Annotated in this window: 22 protein-coding genes and 4 tRNA genes; 22 read left to right on the forward strand and 4 right to left on the reverse strand. The window is 60.7% G+C overall.

All coding sequences use genetic code 11. From position 1 onward, the window contains the following. Nucleotides 1-64 precede the first annotated feature (64 nt). The 10 genes from B9Z34_RS00590 (at nt 65) to B9Z34_RS00635 (ending at nt 9,299) form a co-directional block, all read left to right on the forward strand. Nucleotides 65-397 carry a hypothetical protein gene (locus B9Z34_RS00590; RefSeq protein WP_108426160.1) on the forward strand — a complete coding sequence of 111 codons (333 nt, stop codon included), beginning with the start codon at nt 65-67 and terminating at the stop codon, nt 395-397. Beyond that, nucleotides 394-792, forward strand: coding sequence for a hypothetical protein (locus B9Z34_RS00595; RefSeq protein WP_108426161.1), 399 nt, complete (start codon nt 394-396; stop codon nt 790-792). The genes B9Z34_RS00590 and B9Z34_RS00595 overlap by 4 nt, the downstream gene beginning before the upstream one ends. 64 nt (nt 793-856) lie before the next feature. Beyond that, nucleotides 857-1,615 carry an ABC transporter substrate-binding protein gene (locus tag B9Z34_RS00600; protein ID WP_158268686.1) on the forward strand — a complete coding sequence of 253 codons (759 nt, stop codon included), beginning with the start codon at nt 857-859 and terminating at the stop codon, nt 1,613-1,615. Nucleotides 1,616-1,812: 197 nt separating this feature from the next. Continuing rightward, nucleotides 1,813-3,312, forward strand: a complete 1,500-nt coding sequence (locus B9Z34_RS00605) for a sigma-54-dependent Fis family transcriptional regulator (RefSeq protein ID WP_108426163.1) — start codon at nt 1,813-1,815, stop codon at nt 3,310-3,312. Nucleotides 3,313-3,516: 204 nt separating this feature from the next. Then, nucleotides 3,517-4,704, forward strand: coding sequence for a substrate-binding domain-containing protein (locus B9Z34_RS00610; protein WP_108426164.1), 1,188 nt, complete (start codon nt 3,517-3,519; stop codon nt 4,702-4,704). Nucleotides 4,705-4,840: 136 nt separating this feature from the next. Next, a complete protein-coding gene (locus B9Z34_RS00615) occupies nt 4,841-5,605 on the forward strand; it encodes an ABC transporter ATP-binding protein (protein WP_108426165.1) in 765 nt (254 codons plus the stop codon). Next, complete coding sequence (locus B9Z34_RS00620; RefSeq protein ID WP_108426166.1) at nt 5,602-6,342, forward strand: ABC transporter ATP-binding protein; 741 nt, start codon at nt 5,602-5,604, stop codon at nt 6,340-6,342. Before B9Z34_RS00615 ends, B9Z34_RS00620 begins: the two co-directional genes overlap by 4 nt. Next, a complete protein-coding gene (locus B9Z34_RS00625) occupies nt 6,339-7,325 on the forward strand; it encodes a branched-chain amino acid ABC transporter permease (RefSeq protein ID WP_108426167.1) in 987 nt (328 codons plus the stop codon). Before B9Z34_RS00620 ends, B9Z34_RS00625 begins: the two co-directional genes overlap by 4 nt. 10 nt (nt 7,326-7,335) lie before the next feature. Further along, complete coding sequence (locus B9Z34_RS00630; protein WP_108426168.1) at nt 7,336-8,436, forward strand: branched-chain amino acid ABC transporter permease; 1,101 nt, start codon at nt 7,336-7,338, stop codon at nt 8,434-8,436. Then, on the forward strand, nt 8,433-9,299 hold the full coding sequence (locus tag B9Z34_RS00635; protein ID WP_108426169.1) for an alpha/beta fold hydrolase: 867 nt from the start codon (nt 8,433-8,435) through the stop codon (nt 9,297-9,299). The genes B9Z34_RS00630 and B9Z34_RS00635 overlap by 4 nt, the downstream gene beginning before the upstream one ends. Nucleotides 9,300-9,343: 44 nt before the next feature. On the opposite strand, the gene hemH is transcribed toward B9Z34_RS00635, so the two are convergent. Continuing rightward, nucleotides 9,344-10,432 carry a ferrochelatase gene (gene hemH, locus B9Z34_RS00640; protein ID WP_108426832.1) on the reverse strand — a complete coding sequence of 363 codons (1,089 nt, stop codon included), beginning with the start codon at nt 10,430-10,432 and terminating at the stop codon, nt 9,344-9,346. 19 nt (nt 10,433-10,451) lie between these two features. Here hemH and B9Z34_RS00645 point away from each other — a divergent pair, with 19 nt between their 5' ends. Beyond that, nucleotides 10,452-11,168: an HAD family hydrolase gene (locus B9Z34_RS00645; RefSeq protein ID WP_108426170.1), complete on the forward strand. Its 717-nt coding sequence runs from the start codon at nt 10,452-10,454 to the stop codon at nt 11,166-11,168. Nucleotide 11,169: 1 nt separating this feature from the next. Beyond that, nucleotides 11,170-11,820, forward strand: coding sequence for a glutathione S-transferase family protein (locus B9Z34_RS00650; protein WP_108426171.1), 651 nt, complete (start codon nt 11,170-11,172; stop codon nt 11,818-11,820). Between the two features lie 24 nt (nt 11,821-11,844). Here B9Z34_RS00650 and hpnD read toward each other — a convergent pair whose 3' ends face one another. Together hpnD and B9Z34_RS00660 are read right to left on the reverse strand one after the other, a co-directional pair. Beyond that, entirely contained in the window at nt 11,845-12,684 is an 840-nt protein-coding gene (hpnD, locus tag B9Z34_RS00655; RefSeq protein WP_108426172.1) for a presqualene diphosphate synthase HpnD, read from the reverse strand. A gap of 55 nt (nt 12,685-12,739) precedes the next feature. Further along, nucleotides 12,740-13,813: a squalene/phytoene synthase family protein gene (locus B9Z34_RS00660; RefSeq protein ID WP_108426173.1), complete on the reverse strand. Its 1,074-nt coding sequence runs from the start codon at nt 13,811-13,813 to the stop codon at nt 12,740-12,742. An 85-nt stretch (nt 13,814-13,898) separates the two neighbouring features. Here B9Z34_RS00660 and B9Z34_RS00665 point away from each other — a divergent pair, with 85 nt between their 5' ends. From B9Z34_RS00665 to B9Z34_RS00710, 10 genes are all read left to right on the forward strand, one after another. Beyond that, on the forward strand, nt 13,899-15,038 hold the full coding sequence (locus B9Z34_RS00665; RefSeq protein ID WP_108426174.1) for an efflux RND transporter periplasmic adaptor subunit: 1,140 nt from the start codon (nt 13,899-13,901) through the stop codon (nt 15,036-15,038). 4 nt (nt 15,039-15,042) lie between these two features. After that, nucleotides 15,043-18,198 carry an efflux RND transporter permease subunit gene (locus B9Z34_RS00670; RefSeq protein ID WP_108426175.1) on the forward strand — a complete coding sequence of 1,052 codons (3,156 nt, stop codon included), beginning with the start codon at nt 15,043-15,045 and terminating at the stop codon, nt 18,196-18,198. A gap of 115 nt (nt 18,199-18,313) precedes the next feature. Then, nucleotides 18,314-18,400, forward strand: a tRNA-Leu gene (locus B9Z34_RS00675). 64 nt (nt 18,401-18,464) lie between these two features. Further along, nucleotides 18,465-19,778: a trigger factor gene (gene tig / locus B9Z34_RS00680; RefSeq protein ID WP_108426176.1), complete on the forward strand. Its 1,314-nt coding sequence runs from the start codon at nt 18,465-18,467 to the stop codon at nt 19,776-19,778. 132 nt (nt 19,779-19,910) lie between these two features. Continuing rightward, a complete protein-coding gene (gene clpP / locus B9Z34_RS00685; protein ID WP_108426177.1) occupies nt 19,911-20,519 on the forward strand; it encodes an ATP-dependent Clp endopeptidase proteolytic subunit ClpP in 609 nt (202 codons plus the stop codon). Nucleotides 20,520-20,627: 108 nt separating this feature from the next. Next, nucleotides 20,628-21,893 carry an ATP-dependent Clp protease ATP-binding subunit ClpX gene (gene clpX, locus B9Z34_RS00690; RefSeq protein WP_108426178.1) on the forward strand — a complete coding sequence of 422 codons (1,266 nt, stop codon included), beginning with the start codon at nt 20,628-20,630 and terminating at the stop codon, nt 21,891-21,893. Between the two features lie 98 nt (nt 21,894-21,991). After that, on the forward strand, nt 21,992-24,415 hold the full coding sequence (gene lon, locus B9Z34_RS00695) for an endopeptidase La (protein WP_108426179.1): 2,424 nt from the start codon (nt 21,992-21,994) through the stop codon (nt 24,413-24,415). A gap of 99 nt (nt 24,416-24,514) precedes the next feature. Continuing rightward, nucleotides 24,515-24,590: transfer RNA gene (locus tag B9Z34_RS00700), tRNA-Gly, on the forward strand. A gap of 44 nt (nt 24,591-24,634) precedes the next feature. Beyond that, nucleotides 24,635-24,710: transfer RNA gene (locus B9Z34_RS00705), tRNA-Gly, on the forward strand. 81 nt (nt 24,711-24,791) lie between these two features. Continuing rightward, nucleotides 24,792-24,865 (forward strand) — tRNA-Cys (locus tag B9Z34_RS00710). 57 nt (nt 24,866-24,922) lie between these two features. On the opposite strand, the gene B9Z34_RS00715 is transcribed toward B9Z34_RS00710, so the two are convergent. Further along, nucleotides 24,923-25,201 carry a cupin domain-containing protein gene (locus tag B9Z34_RS00715; RefSeq protein ID WP_108426180.1) on the reverse strand — a complete coding sequence of 93 codons (279 nt, stop codon included), beginning with the start codon at nt 25,199-25,201 and terminating at the stop codon, nt 24,923-24,925.

Raw genomic sequence — 25,201 nt, forward strand, 5'->3', positions numbered from 1 at the left:
TTCTATGCAATTTTCTGTTTTATTGATTGAGGCATAAAATACGCATTTTTATGGCATTGATCGCATGAAACGCTTGGCGTGTCTGGTGTTGGGCTTGGCATCCACATGGGGGTGGGCTCAGTCGCGCGACGCGCTGCTTGATTTTTCGCTGGTGGCGCCGCCAGCCACCGATCGTCACAAAATCGTGCAGCCGGTGGTTCAGTGGGTGGTCAAGCCGGAGGCCGCTGACCATTGCGCACAAATTCAGGAGCACGATGGTTTTGCCGTCTGGCAAGAGGGGTGTGTGTATTGGTCTCGCGCCCAGTCCACATGCACCATCGTGACCACGGGGCGCACCACCCATTCTCAAGTGGGGCGATTGTTCCTGTTGTGTTTGAGTGGCGGAGAGCCAGCATGATCGGTGCGTTCGAGTCATGGATTGTGGGTCTGATGGCTGTGCTGGTCGCCAGTCCAATGGCGCAAGCTCAGTCGGTCGATGTCAACGACATGCCCGATGCTGCTCTCGTCAAGCGTTTTCGCCCGCCCTTGGTGGACCGCATGCGGTTTGAGCCTTTGCCTCCAGATCAACGCATGCTCAACGAGCCCAAGGTCAAACTCTTGGCCCGCAAGGATGGGTATGAGTTCTGTTCGCGCATCACGGGGGTCCCCATCAGCCTGACTTCGCGCCCGATGGCTTGTGCCTACTGGAACATCAAGCGCCGCGAGTGCACCGTGGTCACGCCGGAGGTGACGGGCTTCAACTACGTGGGGCATGAACTGCGTCACTGTTTTGAGGGGGCTTTTCATGATTGAAAATCGCACTCGTCAGTTGAATGGGGTTCAGGCAGAGGGACGCAGGGCGTGTTTGCAATGGGCCTTGTCTGCGCTTGTGGCTGGCGCCGTGCCTGCAGCACTGGCACAAGACAGCAAGCCCCGCATGAAGGTGGGCTTCATTGCCCGCTATCAGCCTTACAGTTTTGTTCAGCCCGATGGCCGCTTGACCGGGTTTGATGTGGAAGTGGTCAAGGCCTTGCTGGAGGCATCGGGTTACGAGATGGAGCCGGTGAGTGACACCTTGACGCATCTGCGCACCAAGCTGCAAAACGGCGAGATCGCTTTCATCGGCAACCAGCTGCTGGTCACGCCAGAGAATCGCCGTTATTTTGACTTTGTACGGTCTTACGCCACGATCCAGTTGGTCAGCGTCTTGCATGAAGACGACGACCGGGATTTTCTGAGCCTGGACGACTTTGTAGGCAAAAAATTAGGTGTTTTGGCCAATACCGGTATTGAAGACCAAGCCCGTGGGGCTTTGGGCAAGGCGGTGCATGCGTTCGAGCGGATCGAAGACGCCTTCAAGGCCCTGGCCGATCGCAAAATCGATGCGGTGTTGGAAGAGAACCTGATTGCCGAGTATTTCATCGACCGCGATGGTCTGCCTCTGAAAGTGGGGGTGCCTTTTGCATCGCCCATTCGTGTGGGGCTTGCGGTGCCCAAAGGCCACAAAGAGATGGAAAACCGCTTGACGCAGGCGGTGCAAGGTCTTGTGAAAGACAAAAATTTCAAAACCATCTCGAACCGCTGGTTTGGCTACGACGTCAGCCGCCCCCGGGTCTCGCACGCGGCCAGCACCTGAAGCCCCGCCTGTTTGTCAGTTCTGCGGGAGGCTGCCCCAAGGCAGAACAGTGGTGATTGTGGGAGGCTGCCCCTGCGGCCGAATGGTGGTGCGGCACAAACGCCCGAGCCAGACCACACATTCGCGAGCAGGTGCTCGCTCCCACCAGGGCAGGCCGAATGGCTGAAGTGGCTCCTGCGCCTCGTTAAGATCGTGGGATGCCTTTATCTGTAGATTCTGATTTGACGGGTTTGCCCAGAGATGCCCAGAGCATTTTGAACTTGGCGGCCAAATCATTGTTCGATGTTTTTGCCCATGCCAGCGAGGGTATGCTGCTGGTGGACCGCTCGGGCTGTGTGGTCTGGATCAACGACCAGTACCGCCGTTATCTGCCCGCCTTGGGATTTGCCAGCGAGCAGGACTTTGTGGGCCAGCCGGTGGGCGAGGTGATTCAAAACACGCAGATGCAGCGTGTGCTGGAGACCGGAAAGCCCATTCTGATCGACCTGCTGACCAACAAGGCGGGGACCTTTGTGGTCAGTCGATTTCCGCTGCGTGACGATGCCGGTCAGGTGATTGGGGCTTTGGGTGTGGTGTTGTTTGACCAGGCGCAGTCAAATTTGCAGCCGTTCTTGGCCAAGTTTTCCTTGATGCAGCGCGAATTGGACGAAGCCCGTGACGCCTTGGCGGTTCAGCGGCGTGCGGGATTGGGTTTGCGCCAGGCGCGGCACAGTTTTGCCAGCTTCATTGGTGCCAGTGCGCCCGTGGTGGCGCTCAAGCGCCAAGCCAGAAGGGCGGCCCAGTCCAGCAGCCCGGTGTTGCTGTTGGGCGAAACGGGCACAGGCAAGGAGTTGCTGGCCCATGCGATCCATGCCGCGTCGCCGCGTGCCAAAGGACCTTTGGTGAGCGTGAACATTGCCGCTGTGCCAGAGACTTTGCTCGAAGCCGAGTTTTTTGGTGTGGCCCCTGGCGCTTACACCGGGGCTGACCGCAAGGGTCGGGATGGCAAATTCAGGCTGGCCGATGGAGGCACCTTGTTTCTCGATGAGATTGGGGACATGCCCTTGGCTTTGCAGGCCAAGCTCTTGCGTGCCTTGCAAGAGGGTGAAATCGAACCTTTAGGTTCTAACCGCCTGGTGCCTGTTGATGCCCGTGTGATTGCGGCCACCTCGCGCGATTTGCCCAAGCTGGTGCAGGCTGGCCAGTTTCGGGAAGACTTGTTTTATCGCTTGAATGTGTTGCCCTTGCGAGTGCCGCCTTTGCGTGAGCGCGCCGGTGATATTCCTGCTTTGCTGGAGGTCTTGGCCGAAGATCTGGCTTTGCGCAGCGACTTGCCGCACCCGGAGTTCAGTGCACAGGCGGTGGCCTTGTTGTCGGCCCAGCATTGGCGCGGCAATGTGCGCGAGTTGCGCAACGTGATCGAGCAGCTTTTGCTGCGCAGCGAAACCGGCGTCATCGATGTCTCCGAGGTCGACTGGGTGCTGCGTGAATCGGGGCTCAGCCAGATATCACCTGTGCCTACCGATGTGGGCATGCGTTCATTGAAGGGCGAGCTCGTGGAGGCCGAAGACACAACTCTGCAGCCTTTGTCGCAACAGGTGCAGGCTTTGGAGCGTTCGGCTGTGGCAAAGGCCCTGGCCTTGACCGGCGGCAACAAAGTGGCGGCGGCCAAAATGTTGGGCGTGTCCCGTGCCAAGCTGTACCAGCGCCTTGCATAATATGTCTGAATTTTAGACATATGTATTTTTATTGGTCATTTGAACTGTCTTATAAAAATACACTTCATCTCGACCAATCGGGTACTCATGAAAAGTTCAATGCCGACAAGGACTTGGCGTGTGCCTGATACCGGTGCGTGCTTGGCATAAGTTGTGCAAACGCACAGGGTGACAACCGTCAGTCCATTCCAACAGGAGACCTCCATGTTCCGTCGACACCTCATTTCTCTGGCCGCATTGGCCGTGTCCAGCGCCTTGATGCCCGCCGCCATGGCGCAGGGCAAAGACATCAAGATCGCCCACATCTACAGCAAAACCGGTCCGCTGGAAGCCTATGGCAAGCAAACCCAGACCGGGCTCATGATGGGCTTGAGCTATGCCACGGGCGGCACCATGGAGGTTGCAGGCCGCAAGCTGGTCGTGATTGAAAAAGACGACCAGGGCAAGCCCGATCTTGGCAAGAACCTGCTGGCTGCCGCTTATGGTGACGACAAGGTGGACCTGGCCGTGGGTCCGACCGCCTCGCCTGTTGCGCTGGCCATGCTGCCCGTGGCCGAAGAATACAAAAAGATTTTGCTGGTCGAACCGGCTGTGGCCGACTCGATCACGGGTGAGAAATGGAACAAATACATCTTCCGCACCGGCCGCAACAGCAGCCAGGACGCGATTGCCAACGCCGTAGCGGTAGACAAGGAAGGCGTGAGCATCGTCACCATGGCGCAGGATTCAGCCTTTGGCCGTGACGGTGTCAAGGCCTACAAGGACGCGATCAAGAAGGCCAAGATCGTGCACGAGGAGTACTTGCCGCCCGCCACCACCGACTTCACCGCGGGTGCGCAGCGCATGATCGACAAGCTGAAGGGCCAACCCGGCCGCAAGATCATCTTCATCATCTGGGCCGGCGGCAACCCGTTCAAGATCGCCGACATGGACTTGAAGCGTTACGGCATTGAGATCGCCACGGGCGGCAACATCCTGCCCGCCATGGTGGCCTACAAGCAGTTTCCCGGCATGGAGGGCGCGGCTTACTATTACTTCGGCATGCCCAAGAACCCTGTGAACGACGCCATGGTGGCCTCGCACTACCAGCAGTTCAAGTCGCCACCTGACTTCTTCACCGCAGGTGGCTTCTCGGCTGCGATGGCGTTGGTGACGGCGCTGAAAAAGACCAACGGTGATACCAACACCAACAAGCTCATCAGCACCATGGAAGGCATGAGCTTTGACACGCCCAAAGGCAAGATGACCTTCCGCAAGGAAGACCACCAGGCCATGCAGAGCATGTACCACTTCAAGATCAAGGTCGATCCGGCTTTCGCCTGGGGCGTGCCCGAGCTGATCCGCGAGATCAAGCCCGAAGAAATGAACGTGCCCATCCGCAACAAACGCTGATCGGGTGTCCTGTAGGTCGGTGGCTTTAGCCCCGACATGGTGCCCAAGCGAAGGCGCTTGTCGGGGCTGAAGCCGCCGACCTACAAAAATCACTTTCATTCGCACTGGCGGGTTCGCCCATTTTTGAATTGATCACATGCTTGAAACCCACAACTTGTCCGTGCGGTTTGGCGGTCATGTGGCGGTCAATGCGGTCTCGTGCCGCTTTGAGCCCGGCACGCTGACCGCCATCGTTGGCCCCAACGGGGCAGGCAAAACCACTTACTTCAACCTGATCTCGGGGCAGTTGCCTGCGACCGATGGCAAGGTGCACTTGAACGGGCGCGAGCTGACCGGCTTGCCCGCTTCGGCACGCACCCGTGCTGGCCTGGGCCGGGCGTTTCAGCTGACCAATTTGTTTCCGAACCTGTCGGTGCTGGAGAACGTGCGCCTAGCGGTGCAGGCCACGAAAGAGGGTGCACACCGCCGGGGCCTGAACCTGTGGAGCATCTGGAGCGACCACGCGGCATTGACGAACCGCGCTTTGGACATTCTGCAATCCGTGTCGATGACCGCGCAGCAGAACGCCCCGGTGGCCAGCCTGCCGCATGGCGACCAGCGCAAGCTGGAAGTGGCGCTCTTGATGGCGCTGGAGCCTTCGGTTTATATGTTCGACGAGCCCACGGCGGGCATGAGCCACGACGAAGCGCCGGTGATCCTGGACCTGATCCGCCAGCTCAAAAAAGACAAGACCAAAACCATCTTGCTGGTCGAGCACAAGATGGACGTGGTGCGCGAGCTGGCCGACCGCATCATCGTGTTGCACAACGGCGCTTTGGTGGCCGATGGCGAGCCGAACGAGGTGATCGCTTCACCCATCGTGCAAGAAGCCTACTTGGGCAAAGCCAGGGAGGCCGCATGAACGCGCCAAACATGGACAAGAATTTGCTGACGCTCGAAGGCGTGCACACCCACATCGGGGCGTACCACATCCTGCACGGCGTGGACTTGGTCGTGCCGCGTGGCAAGCTGACCATGCTGCTGGGGCGCAATGGCGCAGGCAAGACCACCACGCTGCGCACCATCATGGGGCTCTGGCAGGCGTCTCAAGGGCGCATCAGCTTTGGCGGCGAAGACATCACGGCGCTGAACACGCCCGCGATTGCGCAAAAGAACATCGCCTATGTGCCCGAAAACATGGGCATCTTCTCGGACTTGACCGTGAAGGAAAACATGCTGCTGGCCGCCCGCAGTGCCAAAAACGCCGCGCAGATGGACGAGGCGCGGCTGCAGTGGATTTTCAAACTGTTCCCGGCGGTCGAAAAATTTTGGAACCATCCGGCGGGCAAGTTGTCTGGCGGACAAAAGCAGATGCTGGCTGTCTCGCGGGCCATTGTGGAGCCGCGCGATCTGCTGATCATCGACGAGCCCAGCAAGGGCCTGGCCCCGGCCATCATCCAGAACATGATCGATGCCTTTCAGCAGCTCAAGGCCAGTGGCGTGACGATTTTGCTGGTGGAGCAGAACATCCACTTCGCCCAGCAGCTGGGCGACACCGTGGCCGTGATGGACAACGGCCGCGTGGTGCACGCGGGCCGCATGCAGGCGCTGGCCGAAGACACGGCTTTGCAGCAATCCTTGTTGGGGCTGGCTTTATGAAGTTATTTCAAGATGTGGACATGCGTCCTTTGCTGCTGGTGCCGGTGCTGGCCTTGTTGGCCTTTCCCTTGATCGGCTCGGGCTCCACCTGGCTCACGCTGACCGTGGCGGGCCTGGCCATGGGCATGATCATTTTCATCATGGCCTCGGGCCTGACACTGGTGTTTGGCCTGATGGATGTGCTGAATTTCGGCCACGGTCTGTTCATCGCGCTGGGCGCATTTGTGGCCACCAGCGTGCTGGGGGCCATGGGCGATTGGACGGGCTCGGGCGAGTGGTGGCGCAATATGGTGGCGGTGCTGCCTGCCATGGGTATCGCCATGGCCGTGGCCGCAGCCGTGGGCCTGGCTTTTGAGCGCTTCATCGTGCGGCCCGTGTATGGCCAGCACCTCAAGCAGATCCTGATCACCATGGGCGGCATGATCATTGGCGAGGAACTCATCAAGGTCATCTGGGGCCCGCTGCAGATCGCCTTGCCGCTGCCCGAGGCCATGCGCGGCTCGGTGCTCTGGAGCGATGCGGCGATTGAGAAATACCGCCTGCTGGCTGTGGCCGTGGGCCTGGCGGTGTTTGCTGCACAGATGTGGGTGCTGGGCCGCACCAAGATCGGCTTGCTGATTCGCGCGGGCGTGCAAGACCGCGAAATGGTCGAGTCGCTGGGCTACCGCATCCGCCGCCTGTTTGTGGGCGTGTTCGTGGTGGGTAGTGCGCTGGCGGGTTTGGGCGGCGTCATGTGGGGCCTGTACCAGCAAAACGTGGTGCCGCAAATGGGCGCGCAGGTCAATGTGCTGATCTTCATCGTCATCATCATTGGCGGGCTGGGCTCCACGGGCGGGGCCTTGATCGGCGCTTTGCTGGTGGGACTGATGGCCAACTACACCGGTTTTCTGGCCCCCAAGGTGGCGCTGTTTTCGAACATTGCGCTGATGGCCGCGATTTTGTTGTGGCGTCCGCAGGGGGTCTACCCCGTGGCCAACCGCTGAAGGGCTGGACATGTTGAACCGTTTGATTTCCAACGACCAGCCGCGCAGCCCCTGGCTCGCAGCCGTGCTGATCGTGATCTTGTTGGGCCTGGCTTTCGCACCGTTTTTGTTTCCTGGCGTCAAAGCCTTGTCGGTGGCAGCCAAGGTGCTGATTTTTGTGGTACTGGTGGTCGGCTTTGACTTGCTGCTGGGCTACACCGGCATCGTGAGTTTTGCCCACACCATGTTCTTTGGCATTGGGGCTTATGGCATCGCCATCTCGTCCAACACCTGGGGGCCGACCTGGGGTGCCATTGGCTTGGGCTTTGCGCTCTCGCTGGGCCTGACGCTCGCGCTCTCGCTGGCCATTGGCCTGTTTTCGCTGCGGGTGCGGGCCATCTTTTTCGCCATGATCACGCTGGCGGTGGCGGCGGCCTTCCAGACGCTGGCCTCGCAGCTGTCCGACTTCACCGGCGGCGAGGACGGCCTGAGCTTCAAGTTGCCCGAGGTCTTGTTGCCCAGCACCGAGTTCAGCGAGGAGCCATTTTTAGGCGTGTCCCTTGACGGGCGTTTGCTGTGCTATTACCTGCTGTTCGTGCTGGCCTTGGGCATGCTGCTGGCCATGCTGCGCATCGTCAACTCACCGTTTGGCCGGGTGCTGCAGGCCATCCGTGAAAACGAGTTTCGTGCGGAGGCCATTGGCTACCGCGTGGTGGTGTACCGCACGCTGTCGAGCGTGCTGTCGGCCTTGTTTGCCTGTGTGGCCGGGGCCATGCTGGCACTTTGGCTGCGTTACAACGGGCCGGACACCTCGCTGAGCTTTGAAATCATGATGGACGTGCTGTTGATCGTGGTGATTGGCGGCATGGGTACGGTCTATGGCGCGGCGATTGGCTCGGTGCTGTTCTTGCTGGCGCAAAGCTATTTGCAAGACCTGTTGCGTCTGGCCAGCGAGGCGGCTGCGGCTTGGCCTCTGTTGTCGGCTTTGTTATCGCCTGACCGCTGGTTGCTTTGGCTGGGCTTGTTGTTCGTGCTGTCGGTGTATTACTTCCCGACCGGGGTGGTGGGGCGCTTGCGCGTGCGCGCTGCCCTCAAGCAGCGCGGCAAGCCAGGCGTTCAGGAGGCTGCATGAGTTTCACTTCCAACTACATCCGATGCGCCGGGCTGGAAATCCATTACACCGACTGGGGCAAGGCCGAAAAAGGCACGGTGATCGCCTGGCACGGCCTGGCCCGCACGGGCCGTGACATGGACGAGCTGGCCGCGCACCTGAGCCAGCGTGGCTGGCGCGTGATTTGTCCGGACACCGTGGGACGCGGTTTGTCGCAATGGAGCGCTGACCCGAAAAACGAGTACTGCCTGGCCTTTTACGCCCGCCTGGCGCGTGAGCTGATGGACGGTTTGCAATTGCGTGCCGTGCATTGGGTGGGCACCTCCATGGGGGGGGCGATTGGCACCGTGTGCGCGGGCGGCCTGGTGGAGCCCAAGCTCAAACACCGCATCTTAAGCCTGACCCTGAACGACAACGCGCCGCAATTGGCACAAACGGCCATCGACCGCATCAAAGCCTATGCGGGCAGCCCGCCCAGCTTTGCGACGGTGACCGAGCTGGAGGCTTTTTTGCGCCAGGTCTACAAGCCCTTTGGCTGGCTCAGCGATGCGCAATGGCGCCGGTTGACCGAGACTTCGGTGCGCCGCCTGCCGGATGGCCGCATCACCCCCCATTACGACCCGGCCATGGCGATGCAGCTGACGGCGCACACCAACGATTACCTGATTTGGGCGCACTACGACGCACTCAAACTGCCTGTGCTGCTGTTGCGCGGGGTGGAGTCGGATTTGGTGCTGCCCGAGACAGTGACCGAAATGCGCGTTCGTGGGCCGGGTGCACTGGGCCTGCTGCGGCACATCGAGGTACCCGGCTGCGGTCATGCACCGGCCTTGAATGTGCTGCAACAACTCGAGTGGGTGACGGAGTTCATTGAATCAGCTTGAGTTCCCATTCGCGAGCAGGGGCTCGCTCCCACGATAAGCGGTGGTTAGGCTTTGGCGCCGTGCGCCAAAGCCCGCGCACGGCTGGTGGCCAAGGCTTTCTCGTCTGGCGCTGACAGGTCCCAGCCCTGCATGTGGCCCAAGCTGATGTCGGCCAGCGCCTCGATCCACTGGGCGTGGTTGTTCAGGCAAGGGATGTAGCTGAAGCTTTCGCCGCCTGCGTGCAAAAACGCTTCTTGCGCTTCTTGTTGGATTTCTTCCAGTGTCTCCAGGCAGTCGCTGGTGAAGCCCGGGCAGATCACGTCGACTTTTTTCACGCCTTGCTGCGCCATGGCGATCAGCGTCGGCTCGGTGTAGGGCTCCAGCCATTTGGCCTTGCCAAAACGCGACTGAAAGGTCAGTTTGTACTGGTCCTTGGACAGGCCCAGCGCCTCGGCCAGCAGGCGGCCGGTTTTCATGCATTCGCAGTGGTAGGGGTCACCCAGGTGCAGGGTGCGCTCGGGCACGCCATGGAAGCTCATCACCAACTTTTCGGCCTGGCCGTGGCTGGCCCAGTGTTCGCGCACGGTTTGCGCCAGTGAGGCGATGTAGCGCGGGTCGTCGTGGTAACGGTTCACAAAGCGCATCTCGGGGATGAGCCGGGTTTTCAGGCCCCAGCGGTAAACCGCGTCGAACACGCTGGCCGTGGTGGTGCCGCTGTATTGGGGGTAGGCGGGCACGATCAGCACGCGCTGCACACCTTCGGCCTTGAGGGCGCTCAGTTGCTCGGGGATGGACGGCTGGCCATATCGCATGGCGTAACGCACGGTGATGTGGTGACCGCGCTCTTGCAGCGTTGTGCCCAGCGACTGGGCCTGTTGTTCGGTGAAGGCTTTCAGGGGCGAGCCCTGCTCGATCCAGATGCTGGCGTATTTGGCCGCCGATTTGGCCGGGCGCACGCGCAAGATGATGCCGTGCAGGATCAACCACCAGATGGGTTTGGGGATCTCCACCACGCGGCTGTCGCCCAAAAATTCGGCCAGGTACTTGCGCAGGGCTGGGGCGGTGGGGGCGCTGGGCGTGCCCAGGTTGCAATACAGCACCGCGGTGCGGGCGGCCTGACCATGCTGGAAGGAGGGTTCTTGTTGAAATGCCATGCGGTATTCTCCCACCACCATGATTGACATTTCCCGAATCAAAGCCATTACCCTCGATCTGGACGACACTTTGTGGCCCGTTTGGCCCACGATCGGCCGGGCCGAGGTGGTTTTACAGACCTGGCTGAGCGCCCATGCCCCCGGTGCGGCAGCGCTGTCGGCCGATGCCGAACTCAAAAAAACCATCCGCGCCGAAATCAACGCCCGCCACGCCGACCGCGCGCATGATTTGTCGTTTCTGCGTCGGGAGTCGATCCGCGCCCTGTTGCAGCAAGCCGGAGAGCCCGGGCACCTGGCCGAGGCGGCTTTTGAGGTGTTTTTTGCCGAACGCCAACGGGTCGATTTGTTTGACGATGCGCTGCCTGCGTTGGCGTTCTGGAGCCAGCGCCTGCCGGTGGTGGCGCTGTCCAACGGCAATGCCGACGTGCACCGCGTGGGCATTGGCCAGCACTTTCATGCCAGCGTGAGTGCCCAGTCGCTGGGCGTGGCCAAGCCGGACTTGCGCATTTTTGTGGCGGGTGCTGCCGCAGCGGGTGTGCAGCCGCATGAGGTGCTGCACATTGGCGACGACGCGCACGCCGACTGCGTGGGCGCTTTGGCTGCAGGCATGCAGGTCGCCTGGCTCAACCGCGAAGGCCACGACTGGACCCATGGCGACACCCGTCCGCACCTGGAGGTGCGAGACTTGCACGCGCTGTGCGCCAGCTGGCCCGACTACACAAACTCAGGAGAATGACATGACTTTGAAGATTTACGGCATTGGCGCTTCCCGCGCTGCACGACCCATCTGGACTGCGCTGGAGTTGGAGGTGCCGTTTGAGCACATCCCCACCCCTTATGCCGCGGGTGCGACCCGCACGCCCGAGTTTTTGGCACTCAACCCCAATGGCCACATCCCGGTGGTGGTGGACGAGCGCCCTGAAGGCGTGGTCACTGTGTGGGAGAGCATGGCTTGTGCTTTGTACATCGCCCGCGTGCATGGCCAGGCCGATGGTCAGTCGATCACGCCCGCCACACCTCGCGAAGAAGCCGAAGCCCTGCGCTGGAGTTTCTGGACCGTCACCGAGCTGGAAAAAGACGCGCTCACCGTGCTGATGCACCGCATGGCCATGCCGGCAGACCAGCGCAAACCCGAGCTGGCCGAGCAAGCGGAAAGTCGGCTGAAAGTGCCGCTGGCTGTTTTGGAAAAACACCTGCAAACCCAAAACGCCCAAGGTCAGCACTTTCTGGCCGCCGACCGTTTCACCGTGGCTGACGTGTGCGTGGCCAGTGTGGCCAGCTGGATCCGCCCGGCGGGTGCGCTGCTGGCGCAATACCCGGCTGTGGCAAGCTGGCTGCACGCCTGTGTGGAACGTCCTGCGCAAAAGCAGGCGCGTGCCATGAAGTGAGGTGTGTGCTTGGTGGCGCGTATTTCAGAACCGCCCCAGCGCCTGCATCTTCCAAGCCAGCCACAGCTTGCGCAGTGGCGTGAGCGCGATGCGCTGGTGCAGAACCTGAAAGCCCGAGGCTTCGATTTCGCGCAGCAGGGTGCGGTAGATGCTGGCCATCATGAGGCCGGGTTTTTGGGCGCGGCGGTCGGCCGCAGGCAGCAGGGCCAGGGCTTCGTCGTACAGGGCGTGTGCGCGCTCGGTCTGGAACTTCATCAGCGCTTTGAAGTTGTCTGAATAGTCACGCTGCATCAGCGCGTTGGCTTTGACGCCAAAGCGCTGCTGCTCGTCCAGCGGCAAATAGATGCGTCCGCGCATGGCGTCTTCGCCCACATCGCGGATGATGTTGGTCATCTGAAAGGCCAGGCCCAGCTTGTGGGCGTAAGCGGTGGTGGCCTCGTCGGTCTGGCCAAAAATGCGGGCGGCGACTTCGCCCACCACGCCCGCCACGAGGTGGCAGTATTGCGTCAGGCCCGCAAAGTCCAGGTAGCGGGTCTGGTTCAGGTCCATCTGACAGCCGTCGATCACGGCCATCAGGTGGCGACTTTCGATGCCGAAGGTCGGGGCCAGGGGCATGAGAGCGTGCATGACCGGGTGGCTGGGCTGGCCCGCGTAGGCTTGCAGCACTTCTTTTTGCCACCAGGCGAGTTTGGTGGCGGCCACGCTGGGGTCTTTGATCTCGTCGACCACATCGTCCACTTCGCGGCAAAAGGCATAAAAAGCGGTGATGGCCGCACGGCGCTCGGGCGGCAAAAACAGGAAGGCGTAATAGAAACTGCTGCCCGAGGCGGCGGCTTTTTGCTGGACGTAGTCTTGCGGGCTCATGGGCTGGGATTCTCGCACCGAAAGAAATGCCCCCGGGCGGGTGCCAGGTGGGATGTCAAGCGGGGGGTGTGCCGGCCAATTTCGTGAATTGCCTGTCCAGCACATCGCGGGTGCCCAAGCCCAGCGCGATGCGCCACAGCAGGGCGCGTATTTCCTGGCGCGGCATTTTGACGCGCTGGGTCAGCGCGGCAGGTCCGGCTTGGCGCAGCAACGCGATGGTGCGCGCTCCAATTAAGGCAGGCAGGGCGCTGGCCAGGCGCAGGCGCAGCGGTTGGAGGGCCAAGGCATAACGCATGCCCTCGGCCAGTTGCGCTTGGGTGTGGTCCAGCCAGGCGGTGTAGAGCGGTGCCAAGGCTTGCATGGTGTCGGCATCGCCGGTTTTGGCAGCATGTGCCAGCACTTCTGGGGTCAGGCCCGCATGCGCCAGGGTTTCTTCTGGCCAATAGCAGCGCCCGACGGCCAAGTCGGCCCCGGCGTCGCGGATGATGTTCAGTCGCTGCAGGCCCATGCCGTAGGCACGGCCGATGCGCATCATTTCGGCCTGCGGCCGCAGGCTGTAGCCGGGCAGGTGGCGGCCGCACAACTCGGTCCAGAATTCGCCCACGCAACCGGCCACCAGCCAGGTGTAATCGCTCAGCTCGGCCTCGGTCTGCAAAGCGTGCAGGCCGGGGCCAAAGCGGGCCATGTCCAGCTGTTGGCCACGGGTGATGTGGCCCAGCACCTGGCGCACGCTGGCCTGGTCGGCGGGGTGCAGGGTGTGCAAAAGCGGCAAGCATTGGGGCAGGGCCTGCATCAGGGCGCGTTCATGCGGGTCGGTTTGCTGCGCGGCAAAGGCCTGGGTCAGGCGCTGGAGTTCTTCGTCTTCTGATGCCGAGGTGCTCGGGGTGGCGATGGCCTGTGTCATGAGGTCCAGCAAGACCTGCCGCTCGGCCAGCGGCAGGGCGGTGGTGTCGGCCACGGTGTCGGTGGTGCGGGCCAGCAGGTAGCCGATGCCCACAGGCGCTTGAAGGGCCGGGGGCAAGAGGCGGATGGTCAGGCCAAAAGAGCGGGAGACGCCTTGCAGGATGGTTTTCTGTGCAGAGTTCAGCCCGCTCGGCTGAGCGCTCGAAAATAAGGGGGTGTGGCGCATGGTCAATACCTATTGTCGCTTGACACCGTTGGTGACTTTGAATAGATTACTAACCAGTCAGTCATTATCTTTTTCCGGAAATCCCATGCCCATCACCTGGTCACTCGCCAAGCGGCGAGTTTTTCATTTGTGCGCGAGCGCAGCTTTTTTGACAACTTTGGCAGCATGTTCCAAGCAAGAGGCCCCGCTGGAGCCCTTGCGCTCGGTCAAATTGATCACGGTGTCAGCGGGCGAATTGAACGTGTCGGGCGAGTATTCGGCCGAGGTGCGTGCGCGTGTGGAGTCGCGCCTGGGGTTTCAGGTCGCTGGCAAATTGGTGGAGCGCCCGGCAGAGCTGGGCCAGCGCGTGACGGCTGGTCAGTTGTTGGCCCGCATCGATGCGCAAGACTACCAACTGGCCTTACAAGCAGCTCAGGCCCAGGTGAGCGCGGCGCAAAGCCAGCGCGATTTGGCCGCAGCAGAATACAAACGCTTTGAGGCATTGAAGGCGCAAAACTTCATCAGCGGTGCCGAGCTGGAGCGCCGCGAGGCCAGCCTGAAAGCCGCCGACGCGGCGCTGAACCAGGCCAAAGCCCAGGCGCAGGCACAAGGCAACCAGGCTGGATACGCCCGTTTGACAGCCAGCCATGCTGGCGTGATCACGGCTGTGGAGGCTGAGGTGGGCCAGGTGGTGTCGGCGGGGCAGCCTGTTGTGCGTCTGGCGCATGACGGTCCGCGTGACGCGGTGTTTGCCGTCTCCGAGCAAACCGCGTTGGCCCTCAAGCCAGGGCAAAGCATGCAGGCCATCTTGGCCAGCACAGGCCAGCCGCTCAAGGGCAAAGTCCGTGAGCTGGCCGCCAGCGCCGATCCGGTCACGCGCACTTATGCCGTCAAGCTGGCTCTAGAGGCATCCGAGCGCTTGCCATTGGGGGCCACCGTCCATGTGCTGGCGGCCGATTTGCCGGGCAGCCAGGCTGCGGTGATCAAGCTGCCGACCAGCGCCCTGCGACAAGAAGGCACCGGTACGGTGGTCTGGGTGCTGGACGAAGCGAGCATGACCGTCAACACCCAGGCGGTGCAGGTCGGCGCGGTGGACGGCAACGCGGTGGTCATCACCGCGGGCCTGAAACCAGGGCAGAAAGTGGTGACTGCAGGCGTGCATGTCTTGTCGCCCGGTCAAAAGGTCACGGTGTACGGCGCTGCACCGATGGCTGCCCCCGCTGCTGCAGCTTCAGCCCCACGGTGACCGCATGAGCAGCACCGACAACACCCGATTCAACCTCTCGCGCTGGGCGCTGGAGCACCCGGCCCTGACCCGCTACCTGATGGTGGTGCTCATGGTGCTGGGCATGGCGTCTTATTTTCAGTTGGGGCAGGACGAAGACCCGCCCTTCACCTTCCGCGCCATGGTGGTGCGGGCCTACTGGCCAGGGGCCACCGCCGAGCAGGTGGCCGAGCAGGTGACCGACAAGATCGAGCGCACCCTGCAGGAAGTGCCTTTTGCCGACAAGATCCGCAGCTATTCCAAGCCGGGCGAGGCGCAGATCATTTTCCAGATCAAGGACAACTCCAAGCCGGGTGATGTGCCTCAGGTTTGGTACACGGTGCGCAAAAAAATCGGAGACATGCGCGGCAGTTTGCCGCAGGGCGTGGTGGGCCCGTTTTTCAACGACGAATTTGGCGATGTGTACGGCGTCATTTACGCTTTAAGCGGTCAGGGTTTCACGGCAGCCGAGCTCAAGACCCAGGCCGACAGCCTGCGGCAGGATTTGCTACGCGTGCCCGATGTGGCAAAAGTGGAGCTGTTTGGTGCCCAAGACGAAAAGGTGTTCGTCGAGGTGTCGCAAAAGAAGCTGGCGCAAATGGGCTTGGACATGGGCGCGGTGCTGGCCCAGCTGAACCAGCAAAACGCGGTCGAGTCGGCGGGCAGTTTGCAGTCGCCCGCCGATGTGGTACAGGTGCGTGTGGGCGGGCAGTTCCAGAGTCTGGCCGATCTGCAGGCCATGCCGATTCGCGGCGCTTCAGGTGCGCAAATCCGTTTGTCCGACATCGCCACCGTGACGCGTGGTTACATGGACCCGCCTTCGGTGAAGGTGCGCCACGACAGCCAGGAAGTGATTGCGCTGGGCGTGTCCATGGCCAAGGGCGGCGACATCATTGCCTTGGGCAAATCCTTGCGAGGTGCGATGGCCGCCGCACAGGCCAATTTGCCTGCGGGCATGAGCCTGACGCAGGTGCAGGACCAGCCCAGCGCCGTGTCCAACTCGGTCAACGAGTTCATCAAGGTGCTGATCGAGGCGGTGGTGATCGTGCTGGCGGTGAGCTTTTTGGCGCTGGGCCTGCACAAGCGGCCGGGCCATCACCCTTTGTGGCGGCGCTGGACGCTGGACATGCGGCCCGGTCTGGTGGTGGGCATCACCATCCCGCTGGTGCTGGCGGTCACCTTTTTGGCCATGCATTACTTTGGCATTGGCCTGCACAAAATCTCGCTGGGCTCGCTCATCATTGCCCTGGGTTTGCTGGTGGACGACGCCATCATCGCGGTCGAGATGATGGTGCGCAAGATGGAAGAGGGCTACGACAAGGTGCGTGCCGCCACTTTTGCCTATGAACTCACCGCCATGCCCATGCTCACGGGCACCTTGATCACCGCGGCGGGCTTTTTGCCCATCGGCATGGCCAAGTCCATGACCGGTGAATACACCTTCGCGATTTTTGCGGTCACGGTGGTGGCGCTCTTGGTCAGCTGGGTGGCTTCGGTTTACTTCGTGCCCTACCTGGGGGCCTGGTTGCTCAAACCGCCAGCGCATGCCGTGTCGGCCGAGCACCTGGATTCTGCAGAGATGTTTGACACCCCGTTTTACCGGCACTTTCGCACCTGGGTGACCTGGTGCGTGACCCACCGCTGGAAGACGATTGGCATCACCGTGTTCTTGTTCGTGATGGGCATTGTGGGCATGGGCAAGGTGCAGCAGCAGTTCTTCCCGGATTCCTCGCGTCCCGAAATCATGGTCGACTTGTGGCTGCCCGAGGGCTCGCCCTTCAAGGCCAGCGAAGACATGGCCAAACGGGTGGAGCAACGCCTGGCGCAGGAAGACGGCGTGAAGTCGGTGACGGCCTGGGTGGGCTCGGGTGTGCCGCGCTTTTATTTGCCACTGGACCAGGTCTTTCCCCAGACCAATGTGTCGCAGCTGATCGTCTTGCCCCATGATCTGAAAACCCGTGAAGTGCTGCGGGCCAAGCTGCCGACCTTGCTGGCGCAGGAGTTTCCCGAAGTGCGGGGGCGTGTGAAATTGCTGCCCAACGGCCCGCCTGTGCCTTACCCGGTGCAGTTTCGCGTGGTCGGGGCAGACCCCAAGGTCCTGCGCCTGAAGGCCGACGAGATCAAGGCGCAAATGCGCCAAAACGTCAACACGCGCGGCGTGAATGACAACTGGAACGAGTCGGTCAAGTCGGTGCGGCTCGAAGTCGACCAAGCCAAGGCACGCGCCTTGGGCGTGACCAGCCAGTCGATTGCGCAGGCTTCGCGCACCTTGCTCAGTGGCTCCACCGTGGGCCAATACCGCGATGGCGACAAACTCATCGACATCGTGCTGCGCCAGCCACTGGCCGAGCGCGACGCCTTGTCGGACCTGTCCCAGGCGTATGTGCCCACGGCTTCGGGCAAATCGATTCCGCTGCTGCAGATCGCCACCCCGGTGTTTGCCTGGGAGCCTGGGGTGATGTGGCGCGAGGGGCGGCAGTTCGCCATCACGGTGCAGTCCGACATTGCCGAAGGTTTGCAGGGGGCCACCGTGACGGCGCAGTTGCTGCCCGAGCTGAAAAAGACCGAAGTCAGCTGGCAAGGCCAGGGCTTGAGCGGCTACCGCATCGAGGTGGCGGGCGCGGTGGAGGAAAGTGCCAAGGGCTCGGCCTCCATTGCGGCAGGTGTGCCGGTCATGTTGTTCATCACCTTCACCTTGCTGATGCTGCAGCTGCAAAGCTTCAGCCGCGCGATGCTGGTGTTCTTGACGGGACCGCTGGGCATGGCCGGGGTGGCAGGCGCTTTGCTGGTGCTGAACCGGCCGTTTGGCTTTGTGGCCTTGCTCGGCGTGATCGCGCTCATGGGCATGATCCAGCGCAACTCGGTGATTCTGATCGACCAAATCGAGCAGGACCGGGCGGCGGGCGTGGTCCCCTGGCAGGCCATTGTGGAGTCGGCGGTGCGGCGTTTGCGCCCCATCGTGCTCACGGCCGCTGCTGCGGTGCTGGCCATGATTCCGCTGTCGCGCAGCATTTTCTGGGGGCCGATGGCTGTGGCCATCATGGGCGGTCTGATCGTGGCCACGGCGCTGACTTTGCTGGCGCTGCCGGCCATGTACGCGGCCTGGTTCAGAATTGAACGCCCAAATCAAGCCCGTGCCTGAATTTGGCCAATTGAAGCGGCTAAAATAGAAAGTTGACCGATTTCAACCGGGCGGTCAGGTGCGTCAGGTGGCTTTCATGCCAGTGACAAGCCTGACGCCCTTTTTGTTTGGACTTGCGCGGGTGGCGAAATTGGTAGACGCACCAGGTTTAGGTCCTGACGGTGGCAACACTGTGCGGGTTCGAGTCCCGCCCCGCGCACCAACCGACTTGTGGCCAAGGGGGCAACCCGGTGGCCTGAGAGACATTCAATTAACCGAGAACGACGATGACTGTGACTGTTGAAACCCTTGAAAAGCTGGAACGCAAGATCACCCTGACTGTGCCTGTGACGGCCATTCAGTCCGAAGTGGATGCACGCCTGAAGAAAATGGCCCGCACTGTCAAGATGGACGGTTTCCGTCCCGGCAAGGTGCCCATGAACGTGGTGGCTCAGCGCTATGGTTACTCGGTTCAGTATGAAGTCCTGAACGACAAAGTGGGCGAGGCTTTTGCTGTGGCCGCTAACGAAGCCAAACTGCGTGTGGCCGGTCAGCCCCGCATCTCCGAAAAAGAAGGTGCGCCAGAAGGCGAGCTGAACTTCGAAGCCATTTTTGAGGTGTACCCTGAAGTCAAGCTGGGCAACCTGGCCGACACCGAAGTGGAAAAACTGACGGCTGAAGTGTCTGATGCCGCCATTGACAAGACCATCGACATCCTGCGCAAGCAGCGCCGCACCTTTGCCCAGCGCGCCCAAGACGCCGCTGCGCAAGACGGCGACCGCGCCACCATCGACTTCGAAGGCAAGATCGACGGTGAAGTCTTCGCTGGCGGCAAAGCCGAAGACTTCCAGTTCATTTTGGGCGACGGCCAGATGCTCAAGGAATTCGAAGACGCCGTGCGCGGCATGAAGTCCGGTGAAAGCAAGACTTTCCCGCTGTCTTTCCCTGCCGACTACCACGGCCAAGACGTTGCGGGCAAAACAGCCGACTTCCTGGTCACGGTCAAGAAAATCGAAGCCGCCAACCTGCCTGAAGTCAACGAAGCCCTGGCCAAGTCCTTGGGCATTGCCGACGCCACAGTGGAAGGCCTGCGTGCCGACATCCGCAAAAACCTTGAGCGCGAAGTGAAATTCCGCCTGCTGGCCCGCAACAAGCAAGCCGCCATGGACGCTTTGGTCGCCAAGGCCGAGCTGGATCTGCCCCAGGCCATCGTGCAAAACGAAATCGAGCGCCTGAAAGAGGGTGCCCGTGCCGATCTGAAGCAGCGCGGCATCAAGGACGCCGACAAGGCCCCGATCCCCGATGACATCTTCCGCCCCCAAGCCGAGCAGCGCGTGCGCCTGGGTCTGGTGGTGGCTGAAGTGGTGCGCGGCAACACCTTGCACGCCAAGCCCGAGCAGATTCAGGCTCACATCCAGGAGCTGGCCTCCAGCTACGAGCGTCCCGATGACGTGGTGCGTTGGTACAACAGCGACAACCAGCGCATGGCCGAAGTGGAAGCCGTGGTCATCGAGAGCAATGTGTCCGATTTCGTCCTGGCCCAGGCCAAGGTGGTCGAAAAAGCCATCACTTTTGAAGAGCTGATGGGTCAGCAGGCCTGATCGGTCATTTGAATCCTTGAAATCCCTTGAGCATGGGGCTTGTGCCGGGCTTGCAGTCTGGCTCACAAGCCCCATCTCTTTGGTGGGGTTGAAAACCCGGTTAAAGTCATCCATGAATTTTCTGGAGAAAAGATGAGCGCACTGGACATCACAAATTTGGGCATGGTGCCCATGGTCATCGAGCAATCGGGCCGTGGCGAACGGGCCTATGACATCTATTCGCGTTTGCTCAAGGAGCGCGTGATCTTTTTGGTGGGTGAGGTCAACGACCACATGGCCAACCTGATCGTGGCCCAGTTGCTGTTTTTGGAGAGCGAAAACCCTGAAAAGGACATCTCGCTGTACATCAACTCCCCCGGTGGTTCGGTGAGCGCCGGCATGGCGATTTACGACACCATGAACTTCATCAAGCCCGATGTGTCTACCCTGTGCAATGGCATGGCCGCCAGCATGGGCGCGTTTTTGCTGTCGTCGGGCGCCAAGGGCAAGCGTTTTGCGTTGCCCAACTCCAAGATCATGATTCACCAGCCTTTGGGCGGTGCGCGGGGTCAGGCCACCGAAATCGAGATCGCCGCCCGCGAGATCGTCAAGACCCGTGCCCAGTTGAACCGCATCCTGTCCGAGAACACCGGGCAGCCTCTGGAGAAGATCGAGTTCGACACCGAGCGCGACTATTACCTCTCGGCCACCGAGTCCAAAGACTACGGTTTGATCGACGAAGTCATTTCCAAACGCGCTTGAGGGTGGCCGGGCTTTCCGGCACCCTGGCTGACGGCGTTGACCCCCAAAGGGTGAACGCCGTTTTTCTTTCGTTATCATTGACGAATTACGGATAGCGAGGCGACATTTATGGCCGATAAAAAAGGCTCAACCACTGAGAAAAACCTGTTCTGCTCTTTCTGCGGCAAGAGCCAGCACGAGGTCAAGAAGTTGATCGCAGGTCCGTCGGTGTTCATCTGCGACGAGTGCATTGATTTGTGCAACGACATCGTGCGCGATGAGTTGGCCACCACCACAGTGAGCGAAGGTGCCAAAGAGGGCTTGCCCACGCCGCTGGACATCAAGACCAATCTCGACAATTACGTGATCGGTCAGGAAAAAGCCAAGCGCAGTCTGGCCGTGGCGGTGTACAACCATTACAAGCGCCTCAAACACAAAGACGGGGCCAAGAAAGACGACGTCGAGCTGGCCAAAAGCAACATCTTGCTGATTGGCCCCACGGGCTCTGGCAAAACCTTGTTGGCCCAAACCATGGCCCGCATGCTGGATGTGCCTTTTGTCATGGCCGATGCCACCACCCTGACCGAAGCCGGTTATGTGGGCGAGGACGTGGAAAACATCGTGGCCAAGCTGCTGCAGACCTGCAATTACGACGTCGAGCGTGCCCAGCGCGGCATCGTCTACATCGACGAGATCGACAAGATCACCCGCAAGTCCGACAACCCCTCCATCACCCGTGACGTGTCGGGCGAGGGCGTGCAACAGGCCTTGCTCAAACTGGTCGAAGGCACCATGGCCAGTGTGCCGCCGCAGGGCGGACGCAAGCACCCCAATCAGGACTTTTTGCAGATCGACACGACCAACATCCTGTTCATTTGTGGAGGCGCATTTGCCGGCCTGGAAAAAGTCATCGAAAACCGCACCGAATCGGGCGGCATTGGCTTTGGCGCCACCGTCAAGAGCAAGAAGCAGCGTTCGCTGACCGACGTGTTCAACGAAGTCGAGCCCGAAGACCTGATCAAGTTCGGTCTGATTCCCGAGCTGGTAGGCCGTTTGCCGGTGATCGCCACTTTGGCCGAGCTGACCGAAGAGGCTTTGGTGCAGATCCTCACCGAGCCCAAAAATGCGGTGGTCAAGCAGTTCACCAAACTGCTGGCCATGGAAGGCGTCGAACTCGAAGTGCGTCCGAACGCACTGACGGCCATGGCCCGCAAAGCACTGGCCCGCAAGACCGGTGCCCGAGGCCTGCGCTCCATCATGGAGCAGGCGCTGATCGACACCATGTTTGAATTGCCCAACCAGGCGAATGTCGAAAAAGTGGTGGTGGACGAGTCCGTCATCGACGACAACAAGCCCCCACTGCTGGTTTACCGCGAGTCGGCCAAGCAGGCCTGAACCACAGGTGCCCACCGCCATGAATACTCCTTCGCCTCTGTGGGTTGAAATCGTGGTGATTGCATCCATGTGCTTTGAATTGACCTGAGGGACACACCATGTCTGGACACACACCTTTGCCATCCACCCCGATCGAATTGCCCATGTTGCCGCTGCGCGACGTTGTGGTGTTTCCTCACATGGTGATCCCACTGTTTGTGGGTCGCCCCAAGAGCATCAAGGCGCTGGAGTCGGCCATGGCCGCAGAGCGCCGCATCATGCTGGTGGCCCAAAAAACCGCCGCCAAAGACGAGCCAGCCATCGACGACATGTTCGATGTGGGCTGCGTTTCGACCATTTTGCAGATGCTCAAATTGCCCGACGGTACGGTCAAAGTCCTGGTCGAAGGCCAGCAGCGTGCGCAGGTGCTGTCCATTGTGGATGGCGAGGCCCACTTCGTGGCCACGGTCACCCCTGTAGAGCCTGCGGGCGAGCAGTCCGATGCCAGCAGCGAGATCGAGGCCTTGCGCCGAGCCGTGATGCAACAGTTTGACCAGTACGTCAAACTCAACAAGAAAATTCCGCCGGAAATCCTCACTTCGATTTCCAGCATTGACGATGCCGGTCGCCTGGCCGATACCATCGCTGCGCACCTGCCCTTGAAACTGGAAAACAAACAGCAAGTGCTGGACTTGTCCAACATCAAGGTCCGGCTGGAAAACCTGTTTGCCCAGTTGGAGCATGAAGTCGACATCCTGAATGTGGACAAGCGCATCCGTGGTCGCGTCAAGCGCCAGATGGAAAAAAACCAGCGCGACTTCTACCTGAACGAGCAGGTCAAAGCCATCCAGAAAGAACTGGGCGAAGGCGAAGAGGGCGCGGACATCGAGGAAATCGAGAAGAAAATCAAGTCCGCCAAGATGTCGGCCGAGGCCCGCAAAAAGGCCGAGGGCGAGCTGAAAAAGCTCAAGCTCATGTCGCCCATGTCGGCCGAAGCGTCGGTGGTGCGCAACTACCTCGATGTGCTCACGGGATTGCCCTGGAGCAAGAAAACCAAACTCAAACACGATCTGGGCAATGCCGAGGACGTGCTGAACCAGGACCACTTTGGTCTCGACAAGGTCAAGGACCGAATTCTGGAATACCTCGCGGTCCAGCAACGTGTGGACAAGGTCAAGGCACCCATCCTGTGCCTGGTCGGGCCACCCGGCGTGGGCAAGACCTCGCTGGGCCAGTCCATTGCCAAGGCCACGGGTCGCAAATACGTGCGCATGGCGCTGGGCGGCATGCGCGACGAGGCCGAAATTCGCGGCCACCGTCGCACTTACATTGGGGCCTTGCCCGGCAAGGTGCTGCAAAACCTGAACAAGGTTGGCACCAAGAACCCCCTGTTCTTGCTGGACGAAATCGACAAGCTGGGCACGGACTTCCGGGGTGACCCGTCCAGCGCGTTGCTGGAGGTGCTGGACCCTGAGCAAAACCACACCTTTGGAGACCATTATGTCGAGGTCGATTTCGACCTGAGCGATGTGATGTTCGTGGCCACCTCCAACTCGATGAACATCCCTTCGGCCCTGCTGGACCGCATGGAAGTGATCCGCTTGTCGGGCTACACCGAAGACGAAAAGACCAGCATCGCCATGAAGTATTTGTTGCCCAAGCAAATGAGCAACAACGGCGTCAAGGAGTCCGAGTTGCTGGTCATCGAAGATGCGGTGCGCGACGTGGTGCGCTACTACACCCGCGAGGCGGGTGTGCGCTCGCTCGAGCGCGAGTTGGGCAAAATTTGCCGCAAGGTGGTCAAGGCCTTGCTGCTCAAGCAAATGAAGCCCCAGGTGGTGGTGAATGCCGATAACCTGAACGACTTTTTGGGCGTGCGCAAGTACACCTATGGCCGTGCCGAGCAAAAGAACCAGATCGGCCAGGTGGTCGGTTTGGCCTGGACCGAGGTGGGTGGCGATCTGCTGACCATCGAAGCCGCCTTGATGCCGGGCAAGGGCGTCATCACCCGCACCGGTTCGCTGGGCGATGTGATGAAGGAGTCCGTCGAAGCCGCGCGCACCGTGGTGCGCAGCCGTTCGCGCCTTTTGGGCATCAAGGACGAAGTCTTTGAAAAGAAAGACCTGCACATCCACGTACCCGATGGCGCCACCCCGAAAGACGGCCCCAGTGCCGGTGCCGCCATGACCACGGCCATGGTCTCAGCCATGACGGGTATTGCGGTGCGTGCCGATGTGGCCATGACCGGCGAGATCACCCTGCGTGGTGAGGTCACTGCCATTGGGGGGCTCAAGGAAAAGTTGTTGGCCGCTTTGCGCGGGGGCATCAAGACCGTGTTGATCCCCGAGGACAATGTGAAGGACCTGCAAGACATTCCCGGCAATGTCAAAAACGGTCTGGAAATCGTGCCCGTCAAGTGGATCGACCAGGTTCTGGATGTGGCCTTGGAAGCCAAACCCACGCCGTTGAGCGACGAAGAGGTAGCAGCCGCAGCCTTGCCGACTGTGACGGCCACGGTCAAAACCGAAGCCGTGAAACATTGATGCAAAATTTTCAGGCTGGCGCCAAAGTCAGCCTGAAATTGCATTACAATTTGACCATTCCAGCGAGCAAGGCATACAATGCCAAGTTTTCTGAAATACGCGGGAATAGCTCAGTTGGTAGAGCGCAACCTTGCCAAGGTTGAGGTCGCGAGTTCGAGCCTCGTTTCCCGCTCCAAACACCGAAAGAAGTGCCAACGTCTTTCAAAATTTTTTTGATGTGCGGGAATAGCTCAGTTGGTAGAGCGCAACCTTGCCAAGGTTGAGGTCGCGAGTTCGAGCCTCGTTTCCCGCTCCAAATACATGAAAGACGTGTCAACATCTTTCAGCCCTATGGGAAGCACCAGCTTCCCATTTTTGTCAGCGTGATTTTGATTCTGGCGCGATAGCAAAGCGGTTATGCAACGGATTGCAAATCCGTCTAGCCCAGTTCGACTCTGGGTCGCGCCTCCAAACAAAAATGCCTCAGCGGTTCACACCCTGAGGCATTTTTCATGCGCCGCTGCCTTTTCAGTTGGCGCGAGCCACCCACACGGTCGCGCCTTCCGGGCCGTACAGCTCAGCGTGGGGCACATTTCGCGCCAGACGGAAGAAGTCGCCCGCCTTGAGGTGTTGGACCTCTTCACCGACGGTGAGCCAATATTCACCGCGCACCACATGGGCACTGACATCGAAAGGGTGGGTGTGGGTGTCAAGTCGGAGGTGGGGTTCCCACTCGCGGACGATGATCTCGTCAAACCCTTCTTCCAAGGATTGGGCTGTGAACGATGCCAATGTGGGGGATTTCAT

The organism is Limnohabitans sp. Hippo3 (genome assembly GCF_003063665.1).
Taxonomy (GTDB): domain Bacteria; phylum Pseudomonadota; class Gammaproteobacteria; order Burkholderiales; family Burkholderiaceae_C; genus Limnohabitans_A.